Source organism: Arthrobacter glycogeni (assembly GCF_054511155.1).
The window spans coordinates 17,156-42,426 of record NZ_JBTNDE010000019.1 but is presented as its reverse complement, the minus strand read 5'-3'; the positions used below and the strand labels follow the sequence as shown (position 1 = coordinate 42,426).

Sequence of the window (25,271 nt, the reverse complement as noted above, 5' to 3'; positions counted from 1 at the left end):
CGGAACGGCGGCAACGAAATTTCGTCGGCCGCGGGCGGCCTAGAAATATTAAAGCCGCCTTTCTCCGGGCACCTCCCTGAACCAGCGGGCTCGCTGGGTTGCCAACGCACCCAGCCAGCGGCCGTCGGACCTCCTCCCCGCCCCTTATGAAGACTTCAAGAATTTAGAGAACAAAGAGAGAACAGGGACCATATGTCCAGCGAATCCTCCTTCGGCCTCATGCGAATCGGCCTTGCCACTGCGGACGAAATCCGTGGTTGGTCTTTTGGCGAGGTCAAGAAGCCGGAAACCATCAATTACCGTACCCTCAAGCCTGAGAAGGACGGCCTCTTCTGCGAGAAGATCTTCGGACCTTCCCGCGACTGGGAATGCTACTGCGGTAAGTACAAGCGCGTGCGCTTCAAGGGCATCATTTGCGAGCGGTGCGGCGTTGAAGTTACCCGCGCCAAGGTACGCCGTGAGCGCATGGGCCACATTGAGCTTGCAGCCCCGGTCACCCACATCTGGTACTTCAAGGGTGTTCCGTCGCGCTTGGGTTACCTGCTTGACCTGGCACCGAAAGACCTCGAAAAGGTCATTTACTTCGCTGCCTACATGATCACCGCCGTCGACGAAGAAAATCGTCACGCCGAACTGCCGAATCTCCAGGCCGAGCACGACCTGGAGAAGAAGCAGATGATCGACCAGCGCGACTCGGACATCGCCACCATCGCCAAGGACCTTGAAGACGAGGTTGCCCGGCTTGAGGGCGAAGGCGCGAAGGCCGCGGAGAAGAAGAAGGCTCGCGACTCTGCCGACCGCCAGATGGCCAACGTCCGTAAGCGCGCTGACCTCGAGATCGAGCGCTTCGAGCAGGTCTGGGACCGGTTCAAGAGCCTGAAGGTCGCTGACCTTGAAGGCGACGAAGGCCTGTACCGCGAGCTGCGCGACCGCTACGGACTGTACTTTGAGGGCTCCATGGGTGCCGAGGCGATCAAGAAGCGTCTTGAGAACTTCGACATGCCCGCCGAGGCCGAGCTGCTCCGCGACATCATCCAGAACGGAAAGGGGCAGCGCAAGACGCGTGCCCTGAAGCGCTTGAAGGTTGTCAACGCGTTCCTGACGACCACCAACAGCCCCCTGGGCATGGTGCTCGACGCCGTCCCCGTGATCCCACCGGAACTGCGCCCCATGGTCCAGCTGGACGGTGGCCGCTTCGCGACCTCCGACCTCAACGACCTGTACCGTCGTGTGATCAACCGCAACAACCGCCTGAAGCGCCTGCTCGATCTCGGTGCGCCCGAGATCATCGTCAACAACGAAAAGCGGATGCTCCAGGAAGCTGTTGATTCTCTCTTCGACAATGGTCGTCGTGGCCGTCCGGTCACCGGACCGGGCAACCGTCCGTTGAAGTCGCTCTCTGACATGCTCAAGGGCAAGCAGGGTCGTTTCCGCCAGAACCTTCTGGGGAAGCGTGTCGACTACTCGGGGCGTTCGGTCATCGTCGTCGGACCTCAGCTGAAACTGCACCAGTGTGGTCTGCCCAAGCAGATGGCGCTGGAACTGTTCAAGCCGTTCGTGATGAAGCGTCTGGTTGATCTCAACCACGCGCAGAACATCAAGAGCGCCAAGCGGATGGTTGAGCGGTACCGCCCGCAGGTCTGGGATGTTCTCGAAGAGATCATCACGGAGCACCCAGTGCTGCTGAACCGCGCACCTACCCTGCACCGGTTGGGTATCCAGGCGTTCGAACCGCAGCTGGTCGAAGGTAAGGCCCTTCAGCTTCACCCGCTCGTTTGTGGCGCTTTCAACGCCGACTTCGACGGCGACCAGATGGCAGTTCACCTGCCGCTGAGCCCTGAGGCCCAGGCCGAGGCGCGCATCCTGATGCTCTCCTCGAACAACATCCTGAAGCCTTCGGACGGCCGTCCGGTCACCCTGCCCTCGCAGGATATGATCATCGGCCTGCACCACCTCACCACCAAGCGTGAAGGTTCAGCCGGTGAAGGCCGCGTGTTCACCACCCCCGCCGAAGCCATCATGGCCTTCGACATGGGTGTGCTGCACCTGAACTCGGTGGTCCGGATCCGTATTCCACACTTCGTGCCCAGCGCGGACGTGGCTGCACCGGAAGGCTGGGTCGAAGGGACCCCTGCGCTGATCGAAACCTCGCTCGGACAGGTGCTGTTCAACGACACCCTGCCCGCTGACTACCCCTGGGTAGAGAAGGTTGCCGACAAGGGACAGCTGTCCACCATCGTCAACGATCTCGCCGAGCGGTACCCGAAGGTCGTTACAGCGGCAACGCTGGATAACCTGAAGGACGCCGGTTTCTACTGGGCAACCCGCTCCGGTGTCACAGTCGCAATCTCCGACATCTCCGCGCCGATCAACAAGGCCGGCATCATGGAGGTCTACGAAAAGCAGGCCGCGAAGGTTCAGTCCCAGTTCGACAAGGGCCTGATCGCTGATGAGGAACGCCGCCAGGAACTGATTGACATCTGGAATAAGGCCACCAACGAGGTAGCCGAGTCCATGCGCGGTGCCATGCCGAAGGACAACACCATCAATCGCATGGTGTCCTCCGGTGCTCGTGGTAACTGGCTGCAGGTTCGTCAGATTGCGGGTATCCGTGGTCTGGTGGCGAACCCCAAGGGTGAGATCATCCCTCGTCCGATCAAGTCCTCGTACCGTGAAGGCCTGTCGGTGTTGGAGTACTTCATCGCAACGCACGGTGCCCGTAAGGGTCTCGCTGATACTGCGCTGCGGACCGCCAACTCGGGTTACCTGACCCGACGCCTGGTGGACGTCTCGCAGGACGTCATTGTCCGTGAGGACGATTGCGGTACCGAGCGTGGGCTGAACGTCACCATCGCAGTGCCGAACAGTGATGGCGAGCTGGTCCTGCACGAGGAGGTCGAGAACTCCGCCTATGCACGGACCCTGGCCGCCGAGGTACTCGACTCCAAGGGCAAGGTTTTGGCTCCGGCCGGGTCCGACGTCGGCGACGTTCTCATCGGCGAACTGTTCGCTGCTGGTGTTACCGACATCAAGGTGCGCTCCGTGCTGACCTGCGAGTCGAGCGTCGGCACCTGTGCCCTCTGCTACGGCCGCTCGTTGGCTACCGGCAAGACCGTCGACATTGGTGAGGCAGTTGGCATCATTGCCGCACAGTCGATCGGTGAGCCGGGCACGCAGCTGACCATGCGTACGTTCCACACCGGTGGTATCGCGTCGGCGGAAGACATCACCCAGGGTCTGCCCCGTATCCAAGAGCTCTTCGAAGCGCGTACCCCCAAGGGTGTCGCTCCGATCTCCGAGGTCGCGGGACGGGTCAACATCGAGGACGGCGAGAAGCAGCTCCGGCTGGTTGTCACGCCCGACGACGGCTCCGAAGAAATTGCCTACCCGGTCCTGCGGCGTGCACGCCTGCTGGTCACCGACGGCGAGCATGTTGAGGTGGGACAGCAGCTGGTATTCGGTGCTGTCGACCCGAAGCAGATCCTCCGGATCCTGGGCCCCCGTAAGGCCCAGGAATTCCTGGTCGATGAGGTACAGACCGTGTACCGCAGCCAGGGTGTGGGTATCCACGACAAGCACGTCGAGGTTATCGTTCGCCAGATGCTTCGCCGCGTCACGGTGATCGAATCAGGCGAGTCGACCCTTCTTCCTGGAGAGCTGGCCGAACGCCGTCGCTTCGAGGACGAGAACCGTCGCGTGGTATCCGAGGGCAAGAAGCCGGCGTCAGGCCGTCCCGAGCTCATGGGTATCACCAAGGCCTCGCTTGCCACCGAGTCGTGGCTGTCAGCCGCATCGTTCCAGGAGACCACGCGTGTTCTCACGCAGGCCGCCATGGAAGGCAAGAGCGATCCTCTGCTGGGTCTGAAGGAGAACGTGATCATCGGTAAGCTGATCCCGGCCGGCACCGGCCTGGATCGTTACACGAAGATCACCGTTGAGCCGACTGAGGAAGCGAAGGCCAACCTGTTCTCTGGTCCTAGCGCCTTCAGTGACTTCGATTACGCCGGAGTTGAAGGTTCGATGGCACCAGAGTTCCACGCCATCCCACTGGACGACTACGACATGGGTTCCGAGTTCCGCTAAGCGAAACACTCGCTAAGCAGCACTGACAAAGCGGGCCCCGCACACCCTCGGGTGGGCGGGGCCCGCTGCTTTAATCGGGGGAGGGGCCGGTAGTGCAAGGGGTTTATAGAGCGCGTCGGGGTCGCCAACCGATGTCTGGTAAGGTAGTGGGTAATTGTTTGTGTGGCAGAGGATCGGCGCCCTAGCGGGCGTATCTCCGCGTTGTAGGGAACTTGTACAACGAATGCCACATTTTCGCACGCCTACGGTCAAGTCGCGACGGCTTACAAATGTAGGTTCGGCGCAAACGACAGTCAATATCTCTAGACATTACGGAGAACGCAGAAGTGCCTACTATCAACCAGCTGGTCCGCAAGGGCCGGACACCTAAGGTCGTCAAGACCAAGGCGCCCGCATTGAAGGGCAGCCCCATGAAGCGCGGCGTTTGCACCCGCGTCTACACTACTACCCCCAAGAAGCCGAACTCGGCGCTCCGTAAGGTTGCCCGCGTGCGCCTCAACGGCGGCATCGAAGTTACCGCTTACATCCCAGGTGTCGGTCACAACCTTCAGGAACACTCCATCGTGCTGGTGCGCGGCGGTCGTGTGAAGGATCTGCCCGGTGTCCGTTACAAGATCGTCCGTGGTGCGCTTGATACCCAGGGTGTCAAGAACCGCAAGCAGGCTCGTAGCCGCTACGGCGCGAAGATGGAGAAGAAGTAATGCCACGTAAGGGCCCGGCCCCTAAGCGGCCGCTAGTTGTAGATCCCGTCTACGGTTCCCCTCTGGTCACTCAGCTGATCAACAAGGTGCTCGTTGACGGCAAGAAGTCCACAGCAGAACGCATCGTCTACGGAGCTCTTGAGGGTGCCCGTGCCAAGAGTGGCGGCGATCCTGTCGCAGCGCTCAAGAAGGCTATGGACAACGTCAAGCCTTCCCTCGAGGTTCGCTCCCGCCGAGTCGGCGGCGCAACCTACCAGGTGCCCGTCGAGGTCAAGCCGGGCCGCTCCATGGCCCTGGCCCTGCGGTGGCTCGTTGGTTACTCGAAGGCTCGCCGCGAGAAGACCATGACTGAGCGTCTCATGAACGAGATCTTGGATGCGTCCAACGGTCTTGGTGCGGCTGTGAAGCGCCGCGAAGACACGCACAAGATGGCTGAGTCCAACAAGGCCTTCGCACACTACCGCTGGTAACCAGACTCCGACTTCTACGAACCCAAGATTTAGGGAGACACCGTGGCACAGGACGTGCTTACCGACCTCAACAAGGTCCGCAATATCGGCATCATGGCCCACATCGATGCTGGCAAGACCACTACTACCGAGCGCATCCTGTTCTACACGGGTGTCAATCACAAGATCGGTGAGACGCACGACGGCGCCTCCACGACCGACTGGATGGAGCAGGAAAAGGAACGCGGCATCACCATCACGAGTGCCGCTGTGACTTGCTTCTGGAACAACAACCAGATCAACATCATCGACACCCCCGGCCACGTCGACTTCACCGTGGAGGTCGAGCGCTCACTGCGCGTCCTCGACGGTGCAGTAGCGGTGTTCGATGGCAAGGAAGGCGTAGAACCGCAGTCCGAGACCGTCTGGCGCCAGGCCGACAAGTATGAAGTTCCCCGCATCTGCTTCGTCAACAAGATGGACAAGCTGGGCGCCGACTTCTACTTCACCGTCGATACCATCATCAGCCGTCTCGGCGCCAAGCCGCTGGTTATCCAGTTGCCTATCGGTGCGGAGAACGACTTTGAGGGCGTCGTCGACCTGGTCGAGATGCGTGCGCTGACCTGGCGCGGCGACTCCAAGGGTGACGTCACCATGGGTGCCAAGTATGAGATCGAAGAGATCCCTGCCGACCTCGTGGAGAAGGCAAACGACTACCGGGCACGCCTGCTCGAAGCCGTTGCTGAAGCCGACGACGAGCTCATGGAGAAGTACCTTGCCGGCGAAGAGCCCTCCACTGCGGAGATCAAGGCTGGAATCCGTAAGCTGACCATTGCTTCGGAAATCTATCCTGTGCTCTGTGGCTCGGCGTTCAAGAACCGCGGCGTCCAGCCGATGCTTGACGCCGTCGTCGACTACCTCCCGAACCCACTGGATGTTCCCCCGATGATCGGTCACGATCCCCGGGACGAGGAAATCGAGTTGACTCGCAAGCCGAGCACCGAAGAGCCGTTTTCCGCTCTGGCGTTCAAGGTGGCGACTCACCCATTCTTCGGGCAACTGACATTCATTCGGGTGTACTCCGGCCAGATTTCCGCTGGAACGCAGGTGACCAACTCCACGAAGAACAAGAAGGAGCGCATCGGCAAGCTGTTCCAGATGCACGCCAACAAGGAAATCCCGGTGGAGGAGGCCCTTGCGGGTCACATCTACGCAGCGATCGGTCTGAAGGACACTACTACCGGCGATACATTGTCGGATAGTGCCAAACAGATTGTTCTCGAGTCGATGAGTTTTCCTGACCCAGTGATTTCGGTCGCGATTGAACCCAAGACCAAGGGTGACCAGGAGAAGCTTTCAACGGCTATCCAAAAGCTCTCCGCTGAGGACCCGACTTTCCAGGTCTCCCTCAACGTGGACACCGGTCAGACCATCATCGCTGGCATGGGCGAGCTCCACCTGGACATTCTGGTGGACCGGATGCGCCGTGAGTTTCGTGTGGAGGCAAACGTGGGCAAGCCCCAGGTTGCCTACCGTGAAACGATCAAGCGCGCAGTTCCCAAGCACGATTACACCCACAAGAAGCAGACGGGTGGATCGGGTCAGTTCGCGAAGATCCAGATCGCCATTGAGCCGATGGAAGTTGAAGACGGGGTACTGTACACGTTCGACAACAAAGTCACCGGTGGACGTATCCCGCGCGAATACATTCCGAGTGTCGATGCGGGCATCCAGGATGCCCTCAACGATGGCGTGCTTGCCGGTTACCCGGTAGTCGGCATCAAGGCTATGCTGCTCGACGGCGCCTACCACGATGTTGACTCATCCGAAATGGCGTTCAAGATTGCCGGCCGGATGGCATTCAAGGAAGCCGCGCGGATGGCTAATCCTGTCCTCCTCGAACCATTGATGGAAGTTGAAGTCCGCACCCCTGAGGAATACATGGGTGAAGTAATCGGTGACCTCAACTCCCGTCGTGGCCAGATGCAGTCCATGGAGGACGCAAGTGGTGTCAAGGTCATCAAGGCCATGGTTCCACTGTCGGGCATGTTCGGATACATCGGTGACCTGCGGTCGAAGACCCAGGGACGTGCCGTGTACTCGATGAAGTTTGACAGCTACTCGGAGGTTCCGAAGGCTGTAGCCGACGAAATCATCCAGAAGACTCGCGGCGAATAGCCCACACGTAGATCCGCCAACGGAGCCACCCGGCTCCGGCGGCATGCAGTAATTTCATCAAAGTAGAAGCCCCCAGTAGACTTGCAACAGTTTCAGCCGCGAAGAGCGCGGCTGGGAAGCAAATCTTCTCAAACGTTCTAGGAGGAACCCGTGGCGAAGGCAAAGTTCGAGCGGACTAAGCCGCACGTTAACATCGGCACCATCGGTCACGTTGACCATGGAAAGACGACGTTGACGGCTGCCATTTCGAAGGTACTTTACGACAAGTACCCCACTCTCAACGAGGCACGCGACTTCGCGTCCATCGACTCGGCTCCCGAGGAGAAGCAGCGCGGCATCACCATCAATATCTCGCATGTTGAGTACCAGACCGAGAAGCGTCACTACGCACACGTAGACGCTCCCGGCCACGCTGACTACATCAAGAACATGATCACCGGTGCTGCGCAGATGGACGGAGCAATCCTCGTGGTTGCTGCGACCGATGGCCCGATGGCACAGACCCGCGAGCACGTTCTGCTTGCCCGCCAGGTTGGCGTCCCCTACCTGCTGGTGGCGCTGAACAAGTCCGACATGGTCGACGACGAGGAACTGCTTGACCTCGTCGAGATGGAGGTCCGCGAGCTGCTCAGCGCGCAGGGCTTCGACGGCGACGAGGCACCAGTGGTGCGCGTCTCCGGCCTGAAGGCGCTCGAAGGCGACCCCGAATGGGTCAAGTCCGTTGAGGAACTGATGGATGCAGTCGACAACAGCGTCCCGGATCCAATCCGCGATAAGGACAAGCCGTTCCTGATGCCTGTTGAAGACGTCTTCACCATCACCGGCCGTGGCACGGTTGTCACGGGCCGCGCCGAGCGCGGAACCCTGAAGATCAACTCGGAAATCGAGATTGTCGGTATCCGTCCGATCCAGAAGACCACCGTCACCGGTATCGAGATGTTCCACAAGCAGCTCGACGAAGCATGGGCGGGCGAGAACTGTGGTCTCCTGCTCCGCGGAATCAAGCGCGAAGATGTAGAGCGTGGACAGGTTATCGTCAAGCCGGGTTCAATCACCCCGCACACCGATTTCGATGCCAACGTCTACATCCTGGCAAAGGATGAGGGCGGGCGTCACAACCCGTTCTACTCCAACTACCGTCCTCAGTTCTACTTCCGTACAACTGACGTAACCGGTGTCATCACCCTTCCCGAGGGTACTGAGATGGTTATGCCTGGCGATAACACTGAGATGACCGTTGCGCTCATCCAGCCGATCGCTATGGAAGAGGGCCTCGGCTTCGCTATCCGTGAAGGCGGCCGGACCGTAGGCTCAGGACGCGTTACCAAGATCATCAAGTAACTCTTCACGAGTCACTGAGGAAAGGCCCCGTTGCAGTCGCAGTGGGGCCTTTCCTTTGCCCGGGTTTCCAGGGGTACCTATGCGTTGGCGCAGCACATTTGGGCAAACGCCCCCGAAACCTGAAGACGCCCCACCTATAACTGCTGCGTTTGCCGAATAGTACTGCGCGGGAGGTTTTCGGCAGCGGGAGCCGAGCGCTGGGGCCCCTGGCGGGGAATGTTGTCAACATAACGACGACGTCGGCTCCCGGCCTGGTGCCGAACCGCGAGACTCGGGGGTATGAGTCGACTATTGGAACTGCGGCACCACTTGAGGACTTCGGCTGAATTGGCGCTTCAAGGCGTCGACCCGACTGCACTGCAGCGGCAGTGCCGTGCCGGAACTCTGGTGCGGGTGAGGCAGGGTGTCTACATCAACGCGGGACAGTGGCAGGTCCTGAATCGCTGGGATCGATACCGGGTCCTGGTTCTGGCAGTCAACCTCAGCGCCCAGCGGTCCCCTCTTTTTTCCCATGAGAGCGCAGCCGTGCTGCACTCAATTCCGATCCTGGGTGTCCCTCTGCGTGTGCACACACAACAGGAGGGTCGGCGGTCCGACAGGTCACGGAAGGACATTCGGCGTCATTTCACTGAAGGTTATACGCCGGCCAAGGTACGGCTGGATGGTCTGCGTGTGACTTCCTTGGACTACACGCTTCTAGCTCTGGCCACCGAGTCGACTTTTGCCAGCGCCGTCGTCGCGCTGGATGATTCACTCCGGCGAAACAGAACTGATGCAGCCCGGCTTCGAACAGCCACAGAATGTTTTGGGTCGGCGGCATCGCGAAAACGAATGGACAAGGTGCTGGCCTTTAGCGATCCGGTATCGGGCTCGCCGGGTGAATCCGCCAGCCGGGCCCAGATGGGGCTATGGGGTGTAGAGCCGCCGGAGCTTCAGACAAGGTTCACCGATGCACGTGGCTTCGTCGCCCAGACCGACTTCTATTGGCGGGAGCAGAGACTGATCGGCGAGTTTGACGGCCTGGTGAAGTACCAGAAGCCCGAGTACATGGGTGGCCGTAGTGCCAGCCAGGTGGTGGTCGACGAGAAGATCCGCGAGGATCGTTTGCGGGCGCTGGGATTCACGGTGGTGCGTTGGATCTGGGAGGACGTCTACAAGCCGGAGCGGCTGCTCTCTTTGCTTGTCGCCAAGGGGTTGAAAGCCGGTCCTCCGGTCAAGGGGAGGCCGTAGGTCCCGCGGCCAGCGCTGCTGAATCCGACTAACGCAGCAGAAATCGGCAAACGCCTCTACTATATGTGCCGCGTTTGCCGTTTCGGAGCCCGCCCGCTGGAAAGAGGTGCGGAAGTAGCCAGCCGGCGAGGGCCCAGTCGCAGGGCCCCGGCGCTGGCCCGCTCGCTGGAATGTGGGGGGAGGCACCGAAATTGGGGAAGACACAGTAGGTTCAGGAGAGTGGTGGAGGTGCAGGGGAGTGGTTGCGCGACCACGATCCTGCGGGTGTGCCACTCTTCTGGGAAGGCGGTCCCGAGACAGGCCGCGAGCAAAGTTCACCCGCTCGGGGCGTGTCGGAACCCTGATTCGCCTTCTGCCCTGATATCTGGCAAACTGGACAAGTTGTTCAAGCGCTTGTGCGCGCGGTTTGAGATACTGTCCCGGTCAGGATAATGCCTGATGCAGGGTCGGTGTTCACCGGGCGGTTAGCCCAAATATAGCCACCCCCAAATTCAGCTCGGCTGGAAACGTGGAAGCATTCTGAGGATTAGTTTGCGAAGAATCCGCGACACGCCCGAGCGCGGGGGTCGGAACCTCCACAGGGTGAGGAACCCGGAAACCTCCGGATTCAGTTTGTGGGAGGAGCGCCAATGCAACAGGCGCAGCACGTGCAGGAACTGACAGATATTCAAGAATTCTTGAGAGAGAGAGTCGAGACGCCATGGCGGGACAAAAAATCCGCATCCGGCTGAAGTCGTATGACCACGAGGTCATTGACGTATCAGCACGGAAGATCGTTGAGACGGTGACGCGCGCAGGCGCTACGGTCGTTGGCCCAGTGCCACTGCCGACGGAGAAGAACGTGTATTGCGTTATCCGCTCACCGCACAAGTACAAGGACAGCCGCGAGCACTTCGAAATGCGTACTCACAAGCGTCTGATCGACATCATTGACCCCACGCCCAAGGCCGTTGATTCGCTGATGCGTCTCGACCTGCCTGCGGACGTGAACATCGAAATCAAGCTGTAAGGGAGAGCGGATCATAATGTCTACTTCACTTACGCGTCAGGTCAAAGGTCTCCTGGGCACCAAGCTCGGCATGACCCAGGTCTGGGACGAAAACAACCTGCTGGTGCCGGTTACCGTCGTCCAGGCCGACTCCAATGTCATTACCCAGCTCCGCTCAGCGGGCCAGGATGGCTACACTGCCGTCCAGATCGGCTTCGGCCAGATCGACCCCCGCAAGGTGACCAAGCCTCTGGCCGGTCACTTCGAAAAGGCCGGCGTCACGCCGCGCCGCCACGTAGTGGAGCTGCGTACCTCCGATGCTGACACCTACTCGCTGGGCCAGGAGCTCTCTGTCGAGATCTTCGAAGCCGGCCAGAAGGTCGACGTCATCGGGACCACCAAGGGTAAGGGCTTTGCCGGTGTCATGAAGCGTCACGGCTTCCACGGCGTTGGCGCATCTCACGGTGCCCACAAGAACCACCGCAAGCCTGGCTCGATCGGTGGCGCGTCCACCCCTAGCCGCGTCTTCAAGGGTATGAAAATGGCAGGCCGTATGGGTGCCGTTCGTCAGACCACTCTGAATCTCACGGTTCACGGTGTGGATGCCGAGAAGTCGCTGCTGCTGATCAAGGGTGCCGTCCCCGGCGCCCGCGGCCAGGTCGTCCTCGTACGTACCGCCGTGAAGGGAGCATAGTCAGATGGCTGTCAACACAGTAAAGGTCGATCTCCCCGCAGAGATCTTCGACACGCAGACCAACGTGCCCTTGCTGCACCAGGTCGTCGTCGCACAGCTTGCAGCGGCCCGCCAGGGTACGCACAAGACGAAGACCCGTGCAGAGGTATCCGGAGCAGGCCGCAAGCCGTTCAAGCAGAAGGGAACAGGTCGCGCCCGTCAGGGTTCGATCCGTGCTCCTCACATGACCGGTGGCGGCGTCGTCCATGGACCCACCCCACGCGACTACAGCCAGCGCACCCCCAAGAAGATGAAGGCTGCCGCTTTGCGCGGTGCCCTCTCCGACCGCGCGCGCAACGGCCGTATCCACGTCCTCGAGTCCCTGGTATCCGGCGACAAGCCGTCCACCAAGGGCGCAATCGACGCGCTTCGCAGCATCTCGGAGCGTCCACACCTGCTCATCGTTATTGAGCGCGCCAACGATCTCACGGCTCTGTCCGTGCGGAACGTCCCGGAAGTACACGTCCTCTACGTTGACCAGCTCAACACCTATGACGTGCTGGTTTCCGACGACGTGATCTTCACGAAGGCCGCTTACGATACGTTCGTCGGTTCAACCGACACGACCGTAGATGCTGACGAGAGCACAACAGCTACGGAGGACGCCAAGTGAGCGCGACCATCTCCAAAGATCCCCGCGACGTCGTCCTTGCGCCGGTCGTTTCGGAAAAGAGCTATGGCCTGATTGACGAAGGTAAGTACACCTTCCTGGTCGACCCGCGCTCAAACAAGACAGAGATCAAGCTGGCCGTGGAGAAGATTTTCTCCGTCAAGGTCGACTCGATCAACACTCTCAATCGTTCGGGCAAGCGCAAGCGCACCCGCTTCGGCTGGGGTCAGCGGAAGGCTACCAAGCGTGCCATCGTGACCCTCAAAGAAGGAACGATCGACATCTTCGGCGGTCCGCTCTCTTAGGGCGGAGACCACTTTAACGAGGAAATGACACATGGCTATTCTCAAGTACAAGCCAACAACACCCGGCCGTCGCGGCTCGAGCGTTGCTGACTTCGCAGAAATCACTCGGTCCACTCCGGAAAAATCACTGGTGCGTCCCCTCCCTAAAAAGGGTGGTCGTAACAACACCGGTCGGATCACGACCCGTCACAAGGGTGGTGGCCACAAGCGCCAGTACCGCCTGATTGACTTCCGTCGCCACGACAAGGACGGCGTCAACGCACGTGTGGCTGAGATCGAATACGATCCCAACCGCACGGCTCGCATTGCGCTCCTCCACTACGTTGACGGCACCAAGCGCTATATCGTTGCACCCAACCGCCTGAAGCAGGGCGACACGGTGGAAGCCGGCGCTGGCGCTGACATCAAGCCAGGCAACAACCTGCCACTGCGCAACATCCCGGTTGGTACCGTGATCCACGCCGTGGAACTGCGTCCAGGCGGCGGGGCCAAAATGGCTCGCTCGGCCGGTGCGTCAGTCCAGCTGGTTGCCAAAGAGGGCCGCTTCGCGCAGCTCCGCCTTCCTTCCGGTGAAATCCGCAATGTGGATGTTCGCTGCCGGGCCACCATCGGTGAAGTTGGAAACGCAGAACAGTCCAACATCAACTGGGGCAAGGCCGGCCGTATGCGCTGGAAGGGCGTCCGCCCAACCGTTCGTGGCGTCGCCATGAACCCGGTTGATCACCCACACGGTGGTGGTGAAGGTAAGACCTCTGGTGGCCGTCACCCGGTGAACCCGAACGGTAAGGCCGAAGGCCGTACCCGCCGCAAAAACAAAGAGAGCGACTCACTGATTGTGCGTCGCCGTCGTTCCGGCAAGAACAAGCGATAGGAGCCTGGAGACATGCCACGCAGCCTGAAGAAAGGCCCCTTCGTCGATCAGCACCTTTTTGTGAAGGTCGCTCGTGAAAACGACAAGGGCACCAAGAACGTCATTAAGACGTGGTCCCGCCGCTCAATGATCATCCCCGACATGCTGGGGCACACGATCGCCGTGCACGACGGGCGCAAGCACATCCCGGTGTTTGTCACAGAGTCAATGGTCGGGCATAAGCTCGGCGAATTCGCTGCGACGCGGACCTTCCGCGGCCACGTAAAGGACGACCGCAAGGGCAAGCGCCGCTAGGCGCTGCTCGAAGCGGCAGAAGACGAGAGAAGGAAAGCAATGGAAGCCAAGGCAGTTGCGCGTTTTTCGCGTGTCACGCCTATGAAGGCCCGGCGCGTCGTCAACCTGGTTCGTGGCAAGCAGACGAATGAGGCTCTGGCAATACTGAAGTTTGCCCCACAGGCAGCTTCAGAGCCGGTATTCAAGGTAGTACAGTCGGCGGTCGCCAACGCCCGTGTCCTCGCGGACCGGGATGGCGTCGCATTCGACGAAGATAACCTGTTCATCAGCGAGGCATTTGTTGATGAAGGCCCCACGATGAAGCGGTTCCGGCCGCGCGCCCAGGGCCGTGCATTCCGCATTTTGAAGCGGACTAGCCACATCACAGTTGTAGTAGCCACCCCTGAGAAAGCGCAGGTCCGCTAGTGGGACAGAAAGTAAACCCGCATGGGTTCAGGCTCGGTATCACCACGGACCACCGTTCGCACTGGTTCGCCGACAGCAGCAAGCCCGGTCAGCGGTACAAGGACTACGTCCGCGAGGACATCAAGATCCGTCAGCTGATGGCCACCGGCATGGACCGTGCCGGTATCGCCAAGGTTGAGATCGAGCGCACCCGCGACCGGGTCCGCGTGGATATCCACACGGCCCGTCCCGGTATCGTCATCGGTCGCCGCGGCGCCGAAGCAGACCGTATCCGCGGCGAACTGGAGAAGCTAACTGGCAAGCAGGTTCAGCTGAACATCCTTGAGGTCAAGAACCCCGAGATGGAAGCTCAGCTGGTAGCCCAGGGCGTTGCAGAGCAGCTCTCCTCACGCGTGGCGTTCCGCCGCGCGATGAAGAAGGCCATGCAGTCGGCACAGCGCGCCGGCGCCAAGGGCATCCGTGTCCAGTGCTCCGGTCGTCTGGGCGGCGCTGAAATGAGCCGTTCCGAGTTCTACCGTGAAGGCCGTGTGCCCCTGCACACCCTTCGCGCGAACATCGACTACGGTTTCTTCGAAGCCAAGACCACCTTCGGCCGTATCGGTGTGAAGGTCTGGATCTACAAGGGCGACATCACCGCCAAGGAGCTCGCAGCCCAGGCCGCAGCAGCACCTTCGCGTGGACGTGGCGGCGGAAGCGACCGTCCGAGCCGTGGACCAGCAGGAGCTGACCGTGGCGGTGACCGCAGTGCAGACCGTCGTCGTCGTAACCCGGCCGGTTCCTCTCCCGCCGAGGCGCAGGCGACTGCCGCACCGGCTGAAGCTGCAGCTCCGGCAGCAGCGGAAGGAGGACAGGCTTAAATGCTTATCCCACGTCGAGTCAAGTTCCGTAAGCAGCACCACCCGGGTCGTTCCGGCGCTGCTACCGGTGGCACGCAGGTCAGCTTCGGTGAATGGGGTATCCAGGCTTTGACTCCTGCATACGTCACCAACCGTCAGATTGAAGCTGCACGTATTGCCATGACCCGCCACATCAAGCGTGGCGGCAAGGTCTGGATCAACATTTATCCTGACCGACCACTGACCAAGAAGCCTGCAGAAACCCGTATGGGTTCCGGTAAGGGTTCCCCTGAATGGTGGGTATCGAACGTCAAGCCGGGCCGGGTTCTCTTTGAACTCTCCGGTGTATCAGAAGAGGTAGCCCGCGAAGCCCTGCGCCTAGCAATCCACAAGCTGCCGTTGAAGGCACGCATTGTGCGTCGTGAAGGTGGTGAGTAGATATGGCTATTGGTTCAAAGGAACTGACATCCGAGCAGCTGGACGGCTTCGATCGTGATCGCTTGGTCGAGGAGCTCCGGAAGGGCAAGGAAGAGCTGTTCAACCTGCGCTTCCAGTCCGCAACCGGACAGTTGGAAAACCACGGGCGTCTCCGCTCGGTAAAGCGCGATATCGCACGCCTGTACACGGTGATGCGTGAGCGCGAGCTCGGCATTCGGCCTGACTATGTTGCTCCCGTTGAGGAAGCAAAGCCTGAAAAGGCCAAGAAGTCCAAGAAGGCCTCCACCAAAGACGCCCCGGATGCGGGCACCGAGGCATCTAAGGAGGACGCCAAGTGAGTGAACAGAAGAGTGAAGCAACGACGTCGGACGATCTCGCCCGCGGCTACCGTAAGACCCGTCGTGGCTACGTAGTCTCGGACAAGATGGAAAAGACCATCACGGTGCAGGTTGAAGACCGTGTGAAGCACGCGCTGTACGGCAAGGTTCTTCGGCGCAGCACCAAGGTCAAGGTCCACGACGAACAGAACACCGCCGGCATCGGGGATCACGTGCTGATCAGTGAGACCCGTCCACTGTCCGCTACCAAGCGGTGGCGCCTGGTTGAGATCATCGAGCGCGCCAAGTAGGCCCCTTCAGGGATCCTGCAGTTGATGATTGCGCCCCGGACGAGACATCGCGTAAGCGATTTCGCGTCCGGGGCGCTTTCGCGATAAGATAAAAATCTTGTCTGTTCGGTGGGTTAGCGGTATGAGCTTCCACACCGGCGATTGAGACAAAAGCCCGATAATCTTGTTCAGCTTCTTTGCGGTGGCGTGTTCGCGCCCGCGCAGGCTGAGGACCAGTATTACGGGGCCAACCCATATCCGTTCCGCAAGGCTCGTAGAGAGAACCAGCGCGACGACAGGAGCAATAAGTGATTCAGCAGGAGTCGCGGCTTAAGGTCGCCGACAACACGGGTGCCAAGGAAATCTTGACCATCCGCGTTCTCGGAGGATCTGGACGCCGCTACGCAGGCATCGGTGACGTCATCGTCGCCACCGTCAAGGATGCAATCCCCGGCGGCAATGTCAAGAAGGGCGACGTCGTCAAGGCGGTAATCGTCCGCACCAAGAAGGAACGCCGCCGCGCGGATGGTTCCTACATCAAGTTCGACGAGAACGCTGCGGTGATCTTGAAGACAGACGGCGACCCACGCGGTACGCGTATCTTCGGTCCCGTAGGTCGTGAACTCCGCGACAAGCGCTTCATGAAGATCATCTCGCTAGCGCCGGAGGTGCTCTAATCCATGGGAGCGAATAAGACAGTGAAATTCAAGATCAAGAAGGGTGACCTGGTCCAGGTCATCAGTGGCGCCAAGCAGGAACGCGGCGGAGACCGCGGCAAGCAGGGCAAGGTTCTGCGGGTATTCCGGGAAAACAACCGGGTACTTGTCGAGGGAATCAACCGCGTGACCCGTCACACCAAGGTGGGACAGTCGCAGCGCGGCTCCAAGACCGGTGGCATCGAGGTCATCGAAGCACCCATCCATATCAGCAACGTTGCAATGGTTGACCCCGAGACCAACAAGCCGACCCGCGTCGGCTACCGCATCGATACCGTCGAGAAAGACGGCAAAGAGCGTACGGTCCGGATCCGCGTCGCCAAGGCATCAGGGAAGGATCTCTAATGACTACCGAAGCCGTAGAGACGAAGATCTCCCCGCGTCTGAAGACACGCTACGCCGCCGAAATCAAGTCTGGTCTGCAGGAAGAATTCAGCTACACCAACGTCAACCAGGTTCCACGCCTCGTCAAGGTAGTGGTGAACATGGGTGTTGGAGATGCAGCCAAGGATTCGAAGCTTATCGACGGCGCTGTCCGTGACATGACCCAAATCACCGGCCAGAAGCCCCAGGTCACCAAGGCCCGCAAATCGATCGCACAGTTCAAACTGCGCGAGGGAATGCCTATCGGCTGCCACGCGACACTTCGTGGCGACCGCATGTGGGAATTCGTCGACCGTCTGGTCTCGCTCGCTCTGCCCCGTATCCGCGACTTCCGCGGCCTCAGCGGCCGCCAGTTCGACGGAAACGGCAACTACACCTTCGGCCTCACCGAACAGTCAATGTTCCATGAGATCGACCAGGACAAGATCGACCGCGTACGTGGCATGGACATCACCGTTGTCACCACAGCAAAGACCGACGACGAAGGCCGCGCACTGCTCAAAGCGCTCGGCTTCCCGTTCAAATCCGAAGATTAATCTAACTACGTTCCAGGTCCGTACCGGGCAGGGCAGGACGGAAGTCCGACACCCTAAACCGGGCCCCGGAAACCGTTACGAGGAAGGGCAAGAGCCCACATGACAATGACAGATCCTGTGGCAGACATGCTGACACGTCTGCGCAACGCAAACTCCGCATACCACGACACCGTGAGCATGCCTTATAGCAAGCTCAAAGCTCGCGTCGCCGACATCCTGAAGGCTGAAGGCTACATCGCGGGCTGGAAGGAAGAGGAAGCGGAGGTCGGCAAGAAGCTGACCATCGACCTCAAGTTCGGTCCCGAGCGCCAGCGTTCAATCGCCGGCATCCGCCGCATCTCCAAGCCGGGGCTGCGCGTTTACGCGAAGTCCACCAACCTGCCCCACGTGCTGGGCGGACTCGGTATCGCCATCCTGTCCACGTCCTCAGGACTGCTGACAGACCGCCAGGCATCCAAGAAGGGCGTGGGTGGGGAAGTCCTCGCCTACGTCTGGTAGCCGGAACAGAGAAGGAGTAAACACATGTCACGTATTGGACGTCTCCCCATCTCCGTTCCCGCGGGTGTTGAGGTAAAAGTCACCGGTAACCTGGTGTCCGTCAAGGGAGCCAAGGGCGAGCTGAGCCACACTGTGCCTAGCCCGATCCTGGTGGACCTCGACGAGAGCACCCTGACCGTCTCACGGCCCAACGATGAGCGCGAGTCGCGTTCGCTTCACGGCCTGACCCGCACCCTGATCTCCAACATGATCATCGGTGTGACCGACGGATACAAGAAGAACCTTGAGATTGTCGGCACCGGTTACCGTGTGCAGGCCAAGGGTTCCGATCTGGAGTTCGCGTTGGGCTTCAGCCACCCGGTAGCCGTCAAGGCGCCGGAGGGCATCACACTGACCGTTGAGGGACCAACCAAGGTTTCCGTCTCCGGCATCAGCAAGCAGCAGGTCGGCGAAGTCGCCGCTAACATCCGCAAGCTGCGGAAGCCGGACCCCTATAAGGGCAAGGGCGTGCGCTACGCAGGCGAAGTTGTTCGCCGTAAAGTCGGAAAGTCTGGTAAATAATCATGGCTATCAGCATTAACAAGAAGCGAAGCTCTAAGAGCAAGTCCGCCCAGCGCGGACGCCGTCACCTCCGTGTGCGCAAGCGCATCACCGGAACCGCGGTTCGCCCGCGTCTGGTAGTCAACCGGTCCGCACGGCACATGTTCGTTCAGGTCGTCGACGACGGGCTGGGTGTCACGGTTGCCTCGGCATCCACCCTGGAAGCCGATCTCCGTGCCTTCGACGGTGACAAGACCGCCAAGGCCAAGCGCGTGGGTAACCTCGTCGCGGAGCGTGCCAAGGCTGCTGGCATCGAAGCTGTTGTCTTCGACCGCGGCGGTAACAAGTACCACGGCCGCATTGCCGCCATCGCAGATGGCGCCCGCGAAGGTGGGTTGGCACTGTGACCGAGGAAAACAATGCAAAGGAACCTGAATTGAGTACAGGTACTGAACAGCCCGCTGCTGCGGCTCCGGCCGCAGACGCAACCGCAACGGCAGCAGCCGACGACCGCAAGGGCGGTGCCCGCGGAGAACGTGGCGGCCGCAACAGCGGCGCCGGCGGTGCTGGCGGTCGCGACGGTGGCCGTGGCGGTCGCGACGGTGGCCGTGGTGGTCGCGACGGCGGCCGCGACGACAAGGACAAGTTTGTCGAGCGCGTGGTTGCTATCAACCGCGTGTCAAAGGTAGTCAAGGGTGGACGGCGCTTCAGCTTCACCGCCCTGGTTGTCGTTGGCGACGGTAACGGCATGGTCGGCGTCGGTTACGGCAAGGCCAAGGAAGTTCCGTCAGCAATCGCCAAGGGTGTTGAAGAGGCCAAGAAGTCCTTCTTCAAGGTCCCCCGCATCGGTGGCACGGTTCCTCACCTGGTTCAGGGCGAAGCGGCAGCAGGCGTAGTCCTGCTCCGACCAGCCTCGCCAGGTACCGGCGTTATCGCCGGCGGCCCGGTGCGTGCTGTGCTGGAATGCGTCGGCATCCACGACGTCCTGTCCAAATCACTCGGCTCCTCGAACGCCATCAACATTGTTCACGCAACCGTTGACGCGCTGAAGCGGCTGGAAGAGCCCCAGGCAGTAGCGGCACGTCGCGGGTTGCCACTGGATCAGGTTGCTTCCTCGTCGATGCTGCGCGCAATGCAGGAACAAAAGGCAGGTGCGTAATGGCAACTCCCAAGCGCGTGTTAGTAAGCTCAGCGAAGCTTGAAATTACCCAAATCAAGTCCGTCATTGGCGGCAAGCAGAACCAGCGCGACACGCTGCGGTCACTCGGTCTCAAGCGCATCGGACACACTGTTGTCCGTACCGCCGACGCCGTCACCGTTGGCATGGTCAACACGGTTCCGCACCTCGTGAAGGTTGAGGAGGCCAACTAATGGCAGAGAAAGAAGTGGCGACAGCCACAGCAACTGGCACCGAGCGCGTTCACGCACTCAAGGTCCACCACCTGCGTCCCGCCCCCGGAGCGAAGACCGCCAAGACCCGCGTGGGACGTGGCGAAGGCTCCAAGGGTAAGACCGCAGGACGCGGTATGAAGGGAACCAAGGCCCGCTACCAGGTCAAGGCAGGCTTCGCAGGCGGACAGCTTCCCCTGCACATGCGCCTTCCTAAGCTGCGCGGCTTCAAGAACCCGTTCCGGGTCGAGTTCCAGGTAGTCAACCTGGACAAGATCTCGGAGTTGTACCCGAACGGTGGCGAGGTATCAGTCGACAGCCTGGTAGCCAACGGCGCGGTTCGCAAGAACCAGCCCGTGAAGGTGCTGGGTACCGGTGACATCACCGTTAAAGTCGATGTTACGGTCCACGCCTATTCGGCCAGTGCTGCAGAGAAGATCGCTGCAGCTGGCGGTTCGGTCACCGGACTCTAAAAAATGCCGCTGTGATCTACCCGATCCAGCAACTAGACTCTTGGTGGGCTGGAACTTTCCGGCCCGCCAAGAGTTTTTTACGGCCACATAGGCTTACCTAGCCGCCCCCGGGTCCGACGCACCGGGTTTCAACCGTTAGACTCGGTTGTTGTGTATCTGTCCGCCATGGACACCAAGACCCTCAGGAGGACGCTTGCTTAGCGCTATTGGCCGGGCTTTCCGGACGCCAGACTTGCGGCGCAAGCTGTTGTTCACGCTTGGAATCATCACCATCTTCCGGATGGGTGCCTTCATTCCCGCACCGGGTGTCGATTACGGCAATGTTCAGCAGTGCTTGCAGCTCGGTAATACGGAGGGCGGCCTCTACGAGTTCGTGAACCTCTTCAGCGGTGGCGCGCTCCTCCAGGTGTCTATCTTCGCGTTGGGTATCATGCCCTATATCACTGCGAGCATCATCACCCAACTTCTCCGCGTGGTCATCCCGCGGTTCCAGGAATTGCACCAGGAAGGCGCGCAGGGGCAGTCCACTCTGACCCAGTACACGCGTTACCTCACCATCGCCCTGGGCTTGTTGAACGCCACCACCCTTGTCTCGCTGGCGCGATCCGGCGCCTTGCTAGGGGATTGCCCGGTGCCGATCATCCCCGACGACAGCATCATCACCGTGCTCCTGCTTATCATCACCCTGACTGCAGGCACGGGCCTCATCATGTGGATGGGTGAGCTGATCACCGAGCGCGGCGTCGGCAACGGCATGTCGTTGCTCATCTTCACGGCTATCGCCGCAGGGTTCCCCACCTCATTGGGTGAGATCCTCCGGACCCAAGGCTGGACGGTGTTCCTGGCTGTCATTGCCATCGGTCTGGTGGTTGTCGCGTTGGTGATCTTCGTCGAACAGTCTCAACGGCGAATCCCGGTGCAGTACGCGAAACGCATGGTGGGGCGCCGCACCCTCGGCGGAAGCAGCACTTACATCCCGATCAAGGTCAACATGGCTGGTGTCATCCCGGTGATCTTCGCATCGTCGATGCTGTACCTGCCCACCCTGATTGCTCAGTTCAACACCCCGACCGATGGGCAGACGCCGCCGCCGGAATGGGTCAACTTCATCACCACTTACCTCGCGAACGGTGACCACCCGCTGTACATGGCGCTCTACTTCGCCATGATCGTTTTCTTCACCTACTTCTACGTAGCAATCACGTTCAACCCGGATGAGGTGTCCGACAACATGAAGAAATACGGCGGATTCATTCCAGGCATCCGTGCAGGCAGGCCAACGGCTGAGTACCTGCAGTATGTGCTGTCCCGCATCACCCTTCCTGGCGCGATCTATCTGGGCCTGGTCGCACTGATCCCGTTGATAGCCCTCGTGCTGATCAACGCAAACCAGAACTTCCCCTTCGGCGGTGTCTCAATCCTCATCATGGTGGGTGTTGGACTCGAAACGGTGAAGCAGATCGACGCTCAGCTTCAGCAGCGTCACTACGAAGGGTTACTGCGATGACACGCATGCTCATCATCGGACCTCCCGGATCCGGTAAAGGCACCCAGGCAGCACGAATCTCCGAGCGGCTGGGCGTCGTCGCCATCTCCACCGGTGACATCTTCCGCGACAATGTGAAGCACGAAACCCCGCTGGGCCTGGAAGCGAAGAAATACATGGACGCGGGAGACTTCGTTCCCGATAGTGTTACCAACTCAATGGTGAGGGATCGACTCAAGGACGACGACGTCCGGGAGGGGTTCCTTCTTGACGGGTATCCGCGCACCGCCGCGCAGGTTACCGAACTGGACGAGATATTGGCCCAGAACGAGCTCGCCCTTGACGCTGTCCTGCAATTGACGGCGCCGGACGAGGAGCTGGTGCGCCGGCTGACCGGCCGTGCGGAGCTCGACGGTCGCAGTGATGACAATGAGAAGGTCATCCGGCACCGTCTGGACCTGTACCACGAGCAGACCGAGGGCGTTGTCTCCCAGTACGAGGGACGCGGCATCGTGAAGCGTGTCGACGGCATCGGTGCGATCGACACGGTGACTGAGCGCGTGGTCACTGCCCTGAACGGTTCACGGTAGTTTAGATGTTCCGTCAGTCGAAAGTCGAGTACAAGACCAATCAGCAAATGCGTACCATGCGGCAGGCTGGGCTGGTTCTGTCTGCGGCCCTCGACGAGGCGGTCGCGGCGGTAGCCGTGGGCGTGAGCACTCGGGAGCTGGACGGGGTGTTCGCCGGCGTCGTGAAAGCGTCCGGTGCGACGTCCAACTTCCTGGGCTATCACGGGTTCCCCGCATCCATCTGCGCTTCAGTGAACCATGAGGTGGTTCACGGCATTCCTGGTGACTATGTGCTGCAGGACGGAGACATCCTCTCCATCGATGGCGGGGCCATCGTGGATGGGTGGCATTCCGATTCCGCTCGCTCCGTCATTGTGGGGCGTGCCCGGTCCGAAGATCAGCGTCTCTCCAATGCGACTGAGTCAGCCATGTGGCACGGCATCGCCGCCCTTGCTGGGGGCCGGCATGTTGGGGACATCGGCAACGCCATTGACGATTACGTTTCGGGGCTCGACGGCGACCCCCTCGGCATCCTGCAGGACTATGTTGGGCACGGCATCGGCACAGCGATGCACCAGCCGCCGGACGTTCTCAACTACAGGAGCGGGCACCGCGGACCGAAGATCCGTCCAGGCCTGTGTCTGGCGATCGAACCCATGCTCGTTCTCGGCAGCCTTGAGACAACGTTGCTGGATGACGACTGGACAGTGGTCACAACCGACGGCAAGCGAGCATGCCAATGGGAGCACACGGTTGCGGTGCACGACGGCGGCATCTGGGTGCTGAGCGCCGAAGACGGGGGAGCTGCGAAGCTTCAGCCCCTCGGTGTCACGCCCGTTCCGCTGGCCTAGGTCCTCCGGACCTGAAAGATTTAACTTTTCCCTACTCGTAGCGTAGAGTTGGCTGTTGGTTGTCTCTACTCCTGTGCCCATTTAGGGTGCCGACGTGTGCACGATCTGGTGACCCGGATCTGTTGCTGCGGTGGAAGTAGACCAACGATCACCATCCCAACCGTCCGCCGCGAAAGTGGTGGGCATCGACGTTAGCGGAGGATATGGCCAAGAAAGACGGTGTCATTGAGATTGAAGGCACTGTGAACGAGGCTCTGCCCAACGCGATGTTCCGCGTTGAGCTGGCCAACGGACACATTGTCCTCGCCCACATCTCGGGAAAAATGCGTCAGCACTATATCCGGATCCTCCCGGAGGACCGGGTAGTAGTGGAGCTTAGCCCTTACGACCTCACCCGAGGCCGTATCGTCTACCGCTACAAATAAGGAATTCTCCCATCCTGACTCAGGGTAGGGAGTGTAGTTACAGCACAATCTGCAAACAACGCAAAGGAAAACCATGAAGGTCCAGCCGAGCGTCAAGCGGATCTGCGATAAGTGCCAGGTGGTTCGCCGCAAGGGCAACGTACTCGTGATCTGCGAAAACCCGCGCCACAAGCAGCGTCAGGGCTAACGTCTTTCTCTTACCGAGGAGTACAGCCCACACGCAGCAGCAGTAAACCCATACAAGCAGAGCAGTTCCCCCGTTTTGAGGGAGCACACCCCCGGGCACGGAGGCCGGGGAGCTGAGTTTCTCAGCAGGCCGCTCTGTTTCAGACCTCCAGTAACACCAAAGGAGAACCGCCACTATGGCACGTCTCGCTGGCGTAGACATTCCCCGCGAAAAGCGGGTAGTGATAGCGCTTACCTATATCTATGGCGTGGGCAAGACCCGTGCAGACAAGACGTTGGCAGAAACCGGGATCAGCCCGGACACCCGCGTCAAGGACCTCAGTGACGCGGAGCTGCTGCAGCTGCGTGACTACATCGAAGTCAACTACAAGGTCGAAGGTGACCTCCGCCGTGAGGTAGCCGCCGATATTCGCCGGAAGGTGGAAATCGGAAGCTATGAAGGCATTCGGCACCGCCGTGGTCTTCCAGTGCGCGGACAGCGCACGAAAACCAACGCGCGTACCCGTAAGGGTCCAAAGCGGACCGTCGCAGGCAAGAAGAAGGCCGCGCGCTAACTCTGGCTGCCCCTTGAAGTGACCGGCTAGCGCTCGTCGCATCAAGCAACTTCGCCAAGGCCTCTCATACAGGCCCGGCACCTCACCCATCACCTTTCGTAGGAGAAGTAATGCCCCCCAAGACTCGTGGAGCGGCACGTAAGCCGCGTCGCAAGGACAAGAAGAACATCGCGCTCGGACAGGCGCACATCAAGAGCACGTTCAACAACACCATCGTGTCCATCACGGATCCCTCAGGCGCAGTTATCTCCTGGGCCTCCGCTGGTGAAGTTGGATTCAAGGGCTCCCGCAAGTCAACTCCGTTCGCCGCGCAGATGGCTGCTGAAGCCGCCGCAAAGCGTGCACAGGAACACGGCGTGAAGAAGGTCGATGTTTTCGTTAAGGGCCCAGGCTCAGGACGCGAAACGGCAATCCGCTCGCTGCAGGCCACCGGCCTTGAGGTTGGCTCCATCCAGGATGTCACCCCCAGTGCTCACAACGGTTGCCGGCCGCCGAAGCGTCGCCGCGTCTAATTAGCTTTCCCGGTGCGGATGCCGCCCTGTGTCAGGTCCCAGTACCTGGGCTCACGCAGGGCGGCGTTCGACACCGATCTCAA

33 protein-coding genes and 1 pseudogene are annotated in these 25,271 nt (G+C 60.4%); all 34 read left to right on the top strand.

Annotation, left to right across the window (positions count from 1 at the left end; genetic code table 11):
• The first annotated feature begins 192 nt into the window (after positions 1-192).
• The 34 genes and pseudogenes from ACX80O_RS13135 to rpsK all read left to right on the top strand — a co-directional run bounded on the left by ACX80O_RS13135 (position 193) and on the right by rpsK (position 25,188).
• Positions 193-4,083: a DNA-directed RNA polymerase subunit beta' gene (locus ACX80O_RS13135; protein ID WP_459308914.1), complete on the top strand. Its 3,891-nt coding sequence runs from the start codon at positions 193-195 to the stop codon at positions 4,081-4,083.
• A gap of 326 nt (positions 4,084-4,409) precedes the next feature.
• Positions 4,410-4,784 carry a 30S ribosomal protein S12 gene (gene rpsL / locus ACX80O_RS13130; RefSeq protein WP_019481488.1) on the top strand — a complete coding sequence of 125 codons (375 nt, stop codon included), beginning with the start codon at positions 4,410-4,412 and terminating at the stop codon, positions 4,782-4,784.
• The gene (gene rpsG, locus ACX80O_RS13125) at positions 4,784-5,254 is read left to right on the top strand and encodes a 30S ribosomal protein S7 (protein WP_019481489.1); all 471 of its coding nucleotides are present in this window, start codon (positions 4,784-4,786) and stop codon (positions 5,252-5,254) included. The genes rpsL and rpsG overlap by 1 nt, the downstream gene beginning before the upstream one ends.
• Before the next feature lie 42 nt (positions 5,255-5,296).
• Positions 5,297-7,411, top strand: a complete 2,115-nt coding sequence (gene fusA / locus ACX80O_RS13120; protein WP_459308912.1) for an elongation factor G — start codon at positions 5,297-5,299, stop codon at positions 7,409-7,411.
• Between the two features lie 150 nt (positions 7,412-7,561).
• Positions 7,562-8,752, top strand: coding sequence for an elongation factor Tu (tuf, locus tag ACX80O_RS13115; RefSeq protein ID WP_459308910.1), 1,191 nt, complete (start codon positions 7,562-7,564; stop codon positions 8,750-8,752).
• 279 nt (positions 8,753-9,031) lie between these two features.
• Positions 9,032-9,157: pseudogene (locus tag ACX80O_RS13110) on the top strand (hypothetical protein); the annotation flags it as partial.
• 426 nt (positions 9,158-9,583) lie between these two features.
• Positions 9,584-9,982 carry a PDDEXK family nuclease gene (locus tag ACX80O_RS13105; protein ID WP_459333723.1) on the top strand — a complete coding sequence of 133 codons (399 nt, stop codon included), beginning with the start codon at positions 9,584-9,586 and terminating at the stop codon, positions 9,980-9,982.
• 700 nt (positions 9,983-10,682) lie between these two features.
• A complete protein-coding gene (gene rpsJ, locus ACX80O_RS13100) occupies positions 10,683-10,991 on the top strand; it encodes a 30S ribosomal protein S10 (RefSeq protein ID WP_003803825.1) in 309 nt (102 codons plus the stop codon).
• Positions 10,992-11,007: 16 nt separating this feature from the next.
• Positions 11,008-11,664, top strand: a complete 657-nt coding sequence (rplC, locus tag ACX80O_RS13095) for a 50S ribosomal protein L3 (protein WP_459333705.1) — start codon at positions 11,008-11,010, stop codon at positions 11,662-11,664.
• A 4-nt stretch (positions 11,665-11,668) separates the two neighbouring features.
• Positions 11,669-12,316 carry a 50S ribosomal protein L4 gene (gene rplD, locus ACX80O_RS13090; protein ID WP_459333704.1) on the top strand — a complete coding sequence of 216 codons (648 nt, stop codon included), beginning with the start codon at positions 11,669-11,671 and terminating at the stop codon, positions 12,314-12,316.
• Positions 12,313-12,618: a 50S ribosomal protein L23 gene (rplW, locus tag ACX80O_RS13085; protein WP_196840168.1), complete on the top strand. Its 306-nt coding sequence runs from the start codon at positions 12,313-12,315 to the stop codon at positions 12,616-12,618. The genes rplD and rplW overlap by 4 nt, the downstream gene beginning before the upstream one ends.
• Before the next feature lie 31 nt (positions 12,619-12,649).
• Positions 12,650-13,489 carry a 50S ribosomal protein L2 gene (gene rplB, locus ACX80O_RS13080; protein ID WP_196840169.1) on the top strand — a complete coding sequence of 280 codons (840 nt, stop codon included), beginning with the start codon at positions 12,650-12,652 and terminating at the stop codon, positions 13,487-13,489.
• Positions 13,490-13,501: 12 nt separating this feature from the next.
• Positions 13,502-13,783, top strand: coding sequence for a 30S ribosomal protein S19 (gene rpsS, locus ACX80O_RS13075; RefSeq protein WP_019481497.1), 282 nt, complete (start codon positions 13,502-13,504; stop codon positions 13,781-13,783).
• Between the two features lie 39 nt (positions 13,784-13,822).
• Positions 13,823-14,188, top strand: a complete 366-nt coding sequence (gene rplV / locus ACX80O_RS13070; RefSeq protein ID WP_026553530.1) for a 50S ribosomal protein L22 — start codon at positions 13,823-13,825, stop codon at positions 14,186-14,188.
• Positions 14,188-15,045, top strand: coding sequence for a 30S ribosomal protein S3 (gene rpsC, locus ACX80O_RS13065; protein ID WP_459333703.1), 858 nt, complete (start codon positions 14,188-14,190; stop codon positions 15,043-15,045). Before rplV ends, rpsC begins: the two co-directional genes overlap by 1 nt.
• Complete coding sequence (gene rplP, locus ACX80O_RS13060) at positions 15,046-15,462, top strand: 50S ribosomal protein L16 (protein ID WP_459308904.1); 417 nt, start codon at positions 15,046-15,048, stop codon at positions 15,460-15,462.
• 2 nt (positions 15,463-15,464) lie between these two features.
• The gene (gene rpmC, locus ACX80O_RS13055; RefSeq protein WP_171618254.1) at positions 15,465-15,800 is read left to right on the top strand and encodes a 50S ribosomal protein L29; all 336 of its coding nucleotides are present in this window, start codon (positions 15,465-15,467) and stop codon (positions 15,798-15,800) included.
• On the top strand, positions 15,797-16,090 hold the full coding sequence (gene rpsQ / locus ACX80O_RS13050; RefSeq protein ID WP_459308902.1) for a 30S ribosomal protein S17: 294 nt from the start codon (positions 15,797-15,799) through the stop codon (positions 16,088-16,090). Before rpmC ends, rpsQ begins: the two co-directional genes overlap by 4 nt.
• 287 nt (positions 16,091-16,377) lie before the next feature.
• The gene (gene rplN / locus ACX80O_RS13045) at positions 16,378-16,746 is read left to right on the top strand and encodes a 50S ribosomal protein L14 (protein WP_019481503.1); all 369 of its coding nucleotides are present in this window, start codon (positions 16,378-16,380) and stop codon (positions 16,744-16,746) included.
• A 3-nt stretch (positions 16,747-16,749) separates the two neighbouring features.
• Entirely contained in the window at positions 16,750-17,130 is a 381-nt protein-coding gene (rplX, locus tag ACX80O_RS13040; RefSeq protein WP_459308900.1) for a 50S ribosomal protein L24, read from the top strand.
• Positions 17,130-17,705 (top strand): 50S ribosomal protein L5, encoded by a 576-nt coding sequence (rplE, locus tag ACX80O_RS13035; RefSeq protein ID WP_459308898.1) that lies wholly within the window; start codon positions 17,130-17,132, stop codon positions 17,703-17,705. Before rplX ends, rplE begins: the two co-directional genes overlap by 1 nt.
• A 99-nt stretch (positions 17,706-17,804) precedes the next feature.
• Entirely contained in the window at positions 17,805-18,203 is a 399-nt protein-coding gene (gene rpsH, locus ACX80O_RS13030; protein ID WP_019481506.1) for a 30S ribosomal protein S8, read from the top strand.
• A gap of 24 nt (positions 18,204-18,227) precedes the next feature.
• Complete coding sequence (gene rplF / locus ACX80O_RS13025; RefSeq protein WP_459308896.1) at positions 18,228-18,764, top strand: 50S ribosomal protein L6; 537 nt, start codon at positions 18,228-18,230, stop codon at positions 18,762-18,764.
• A gap of 2 nt (positions 18,765-18,766) precedes the next feature.
• A complete protein-coding gene (gene rplR / locus ACX80O_RS13020) occupies positions 18,767-19,150 on the top strand; it encodes a 50S ribosomal protein L18 (RefSeq protein ID WP_019481508.1) in 384 nt (127 codons plus the stop codon).
• 29 nt (positions 19,151-19,179) lie between these two features.
• The gene (rpsE, locus tag ACX80O_RS13015) at positions 19,180-19,902 is read left to right on the top strand and encodes a 30S ribosomal protein S5 (RefSeq protein ID WP_459308895.1); all 723 of its coding nucleotides are present in this window, start codon (positions 19,180-19,182) and stop codon (positions 19,900-19,902) included.
• A complete protein-coding gene (gene rpmD / locus ACX80O_RS13010) occupies positions 19,902-20,114 on the top strand; it encodes a 50S ribosomal protein L30 (RefSeq protein ID WP_019481510.1) in 213 nt (70 codons plus the stop codon). The genes rpsE and rpmD overlap by 1 nt, the downstream gene beginning before the upstream one ends.
• Positions 20,114-20,605, top strand: coding sequence for a 50S ribosomal protein L15 (gene rplO, locus ACX80O_RS13005; protein WP_459333702.1), 492 nt, complete (start codon positions 20,114-20,116; stop codon positions 20,603-20,605). The genes rpmD and rplO overlap by 1 nt, the downstream gene beginning before the upstream one ends.
• A 193-nt stretch (positions 20,606-20,798) precedes the next feature.
• On the top strand, positions 20,799-22,112 hold the full coding sequence (secY, locus tag ACX80O_RS13000; protein ID WP_459308890.1) for a preprotein translocase subunit SecY: 1,314 nt from the start codon (positions 20,799-20,801) through the stop codon (positions 22,110-22,112).
• On the top strand, positions 22,109-22,681 hold the full coding sequence (locus ACX80O_RS12995; RefSeq protein WP_459308888.1) for an adenylate kinase: 573 nt from the start codon (positions 22,109-22,111) through the stop codon (positions 22,679-22,681). The genes secY and ACX80O_RS12995 overlap by 4 nt, the downstream gene beginning before the upstream one ends.
• Before the next feature lie 5 nt (positions 22,682-22,686).
• Entirely contained in the window at positions 22,687-23,511 is an 825-nt protein-coding gene (gene map / locus ACX80O_RS12990; protein WP_459333701.1) for a type I methionyl aminopeptidase, read from the top strand.
• Between the two features lie 203 nt (positions 23,512-23,714).
• Positions 23,715-23,936, top strand: a complete 222-nt coding sequence (infA, locus tag ACX80O_RS12985) for a translation initiation factor IF-1 (protein ID WP_019481515.1) — start codon at positions 23,715-23,717, stop codon at positions 23,934-23,936.
• A gap of 73 nt (positions 23,937-24,009) precedes the next feature.
• Positions 24,010-24,123, top strand: a complete 114-nt coding sequence (rpmJ, locus tag ACX80O_RS12980) for a 50S ribosomal protein L36 (RefSeq protein WP_024475611.1) — start codon at positions 24,010-24,012, stop codon at positions 24,121-24,123.
• Positions 24,124-24,298: 175 nt separating this feature from the next.
• Positions 24,299-24,676 (top strand): 30S ribosomal protein S13, encoded by a 378-nt coding sequence (gene rpsM / locus ACX80O_RS12975; RefSeq protein ID WP_459308885.1) that lies wholly within the window; start codon positions 24,299-24,301, stop codon positions 24,674-24,676.
• 110 nt (positions 24,677-24,786) lie between these two features.
• Complete coding sequence (rpsK, locus tag ACX80O_RS12970; protein ID WP_459308884.1) at positions 24,787-25,188, top strand: 30S ribosomal protein S11; 402 nt, start codon at positions 24,787-24,789, stop codon at positions 25,186-25,188.
• Positions 25,189-25,271 lie beyond the last annotated feature (83 nt).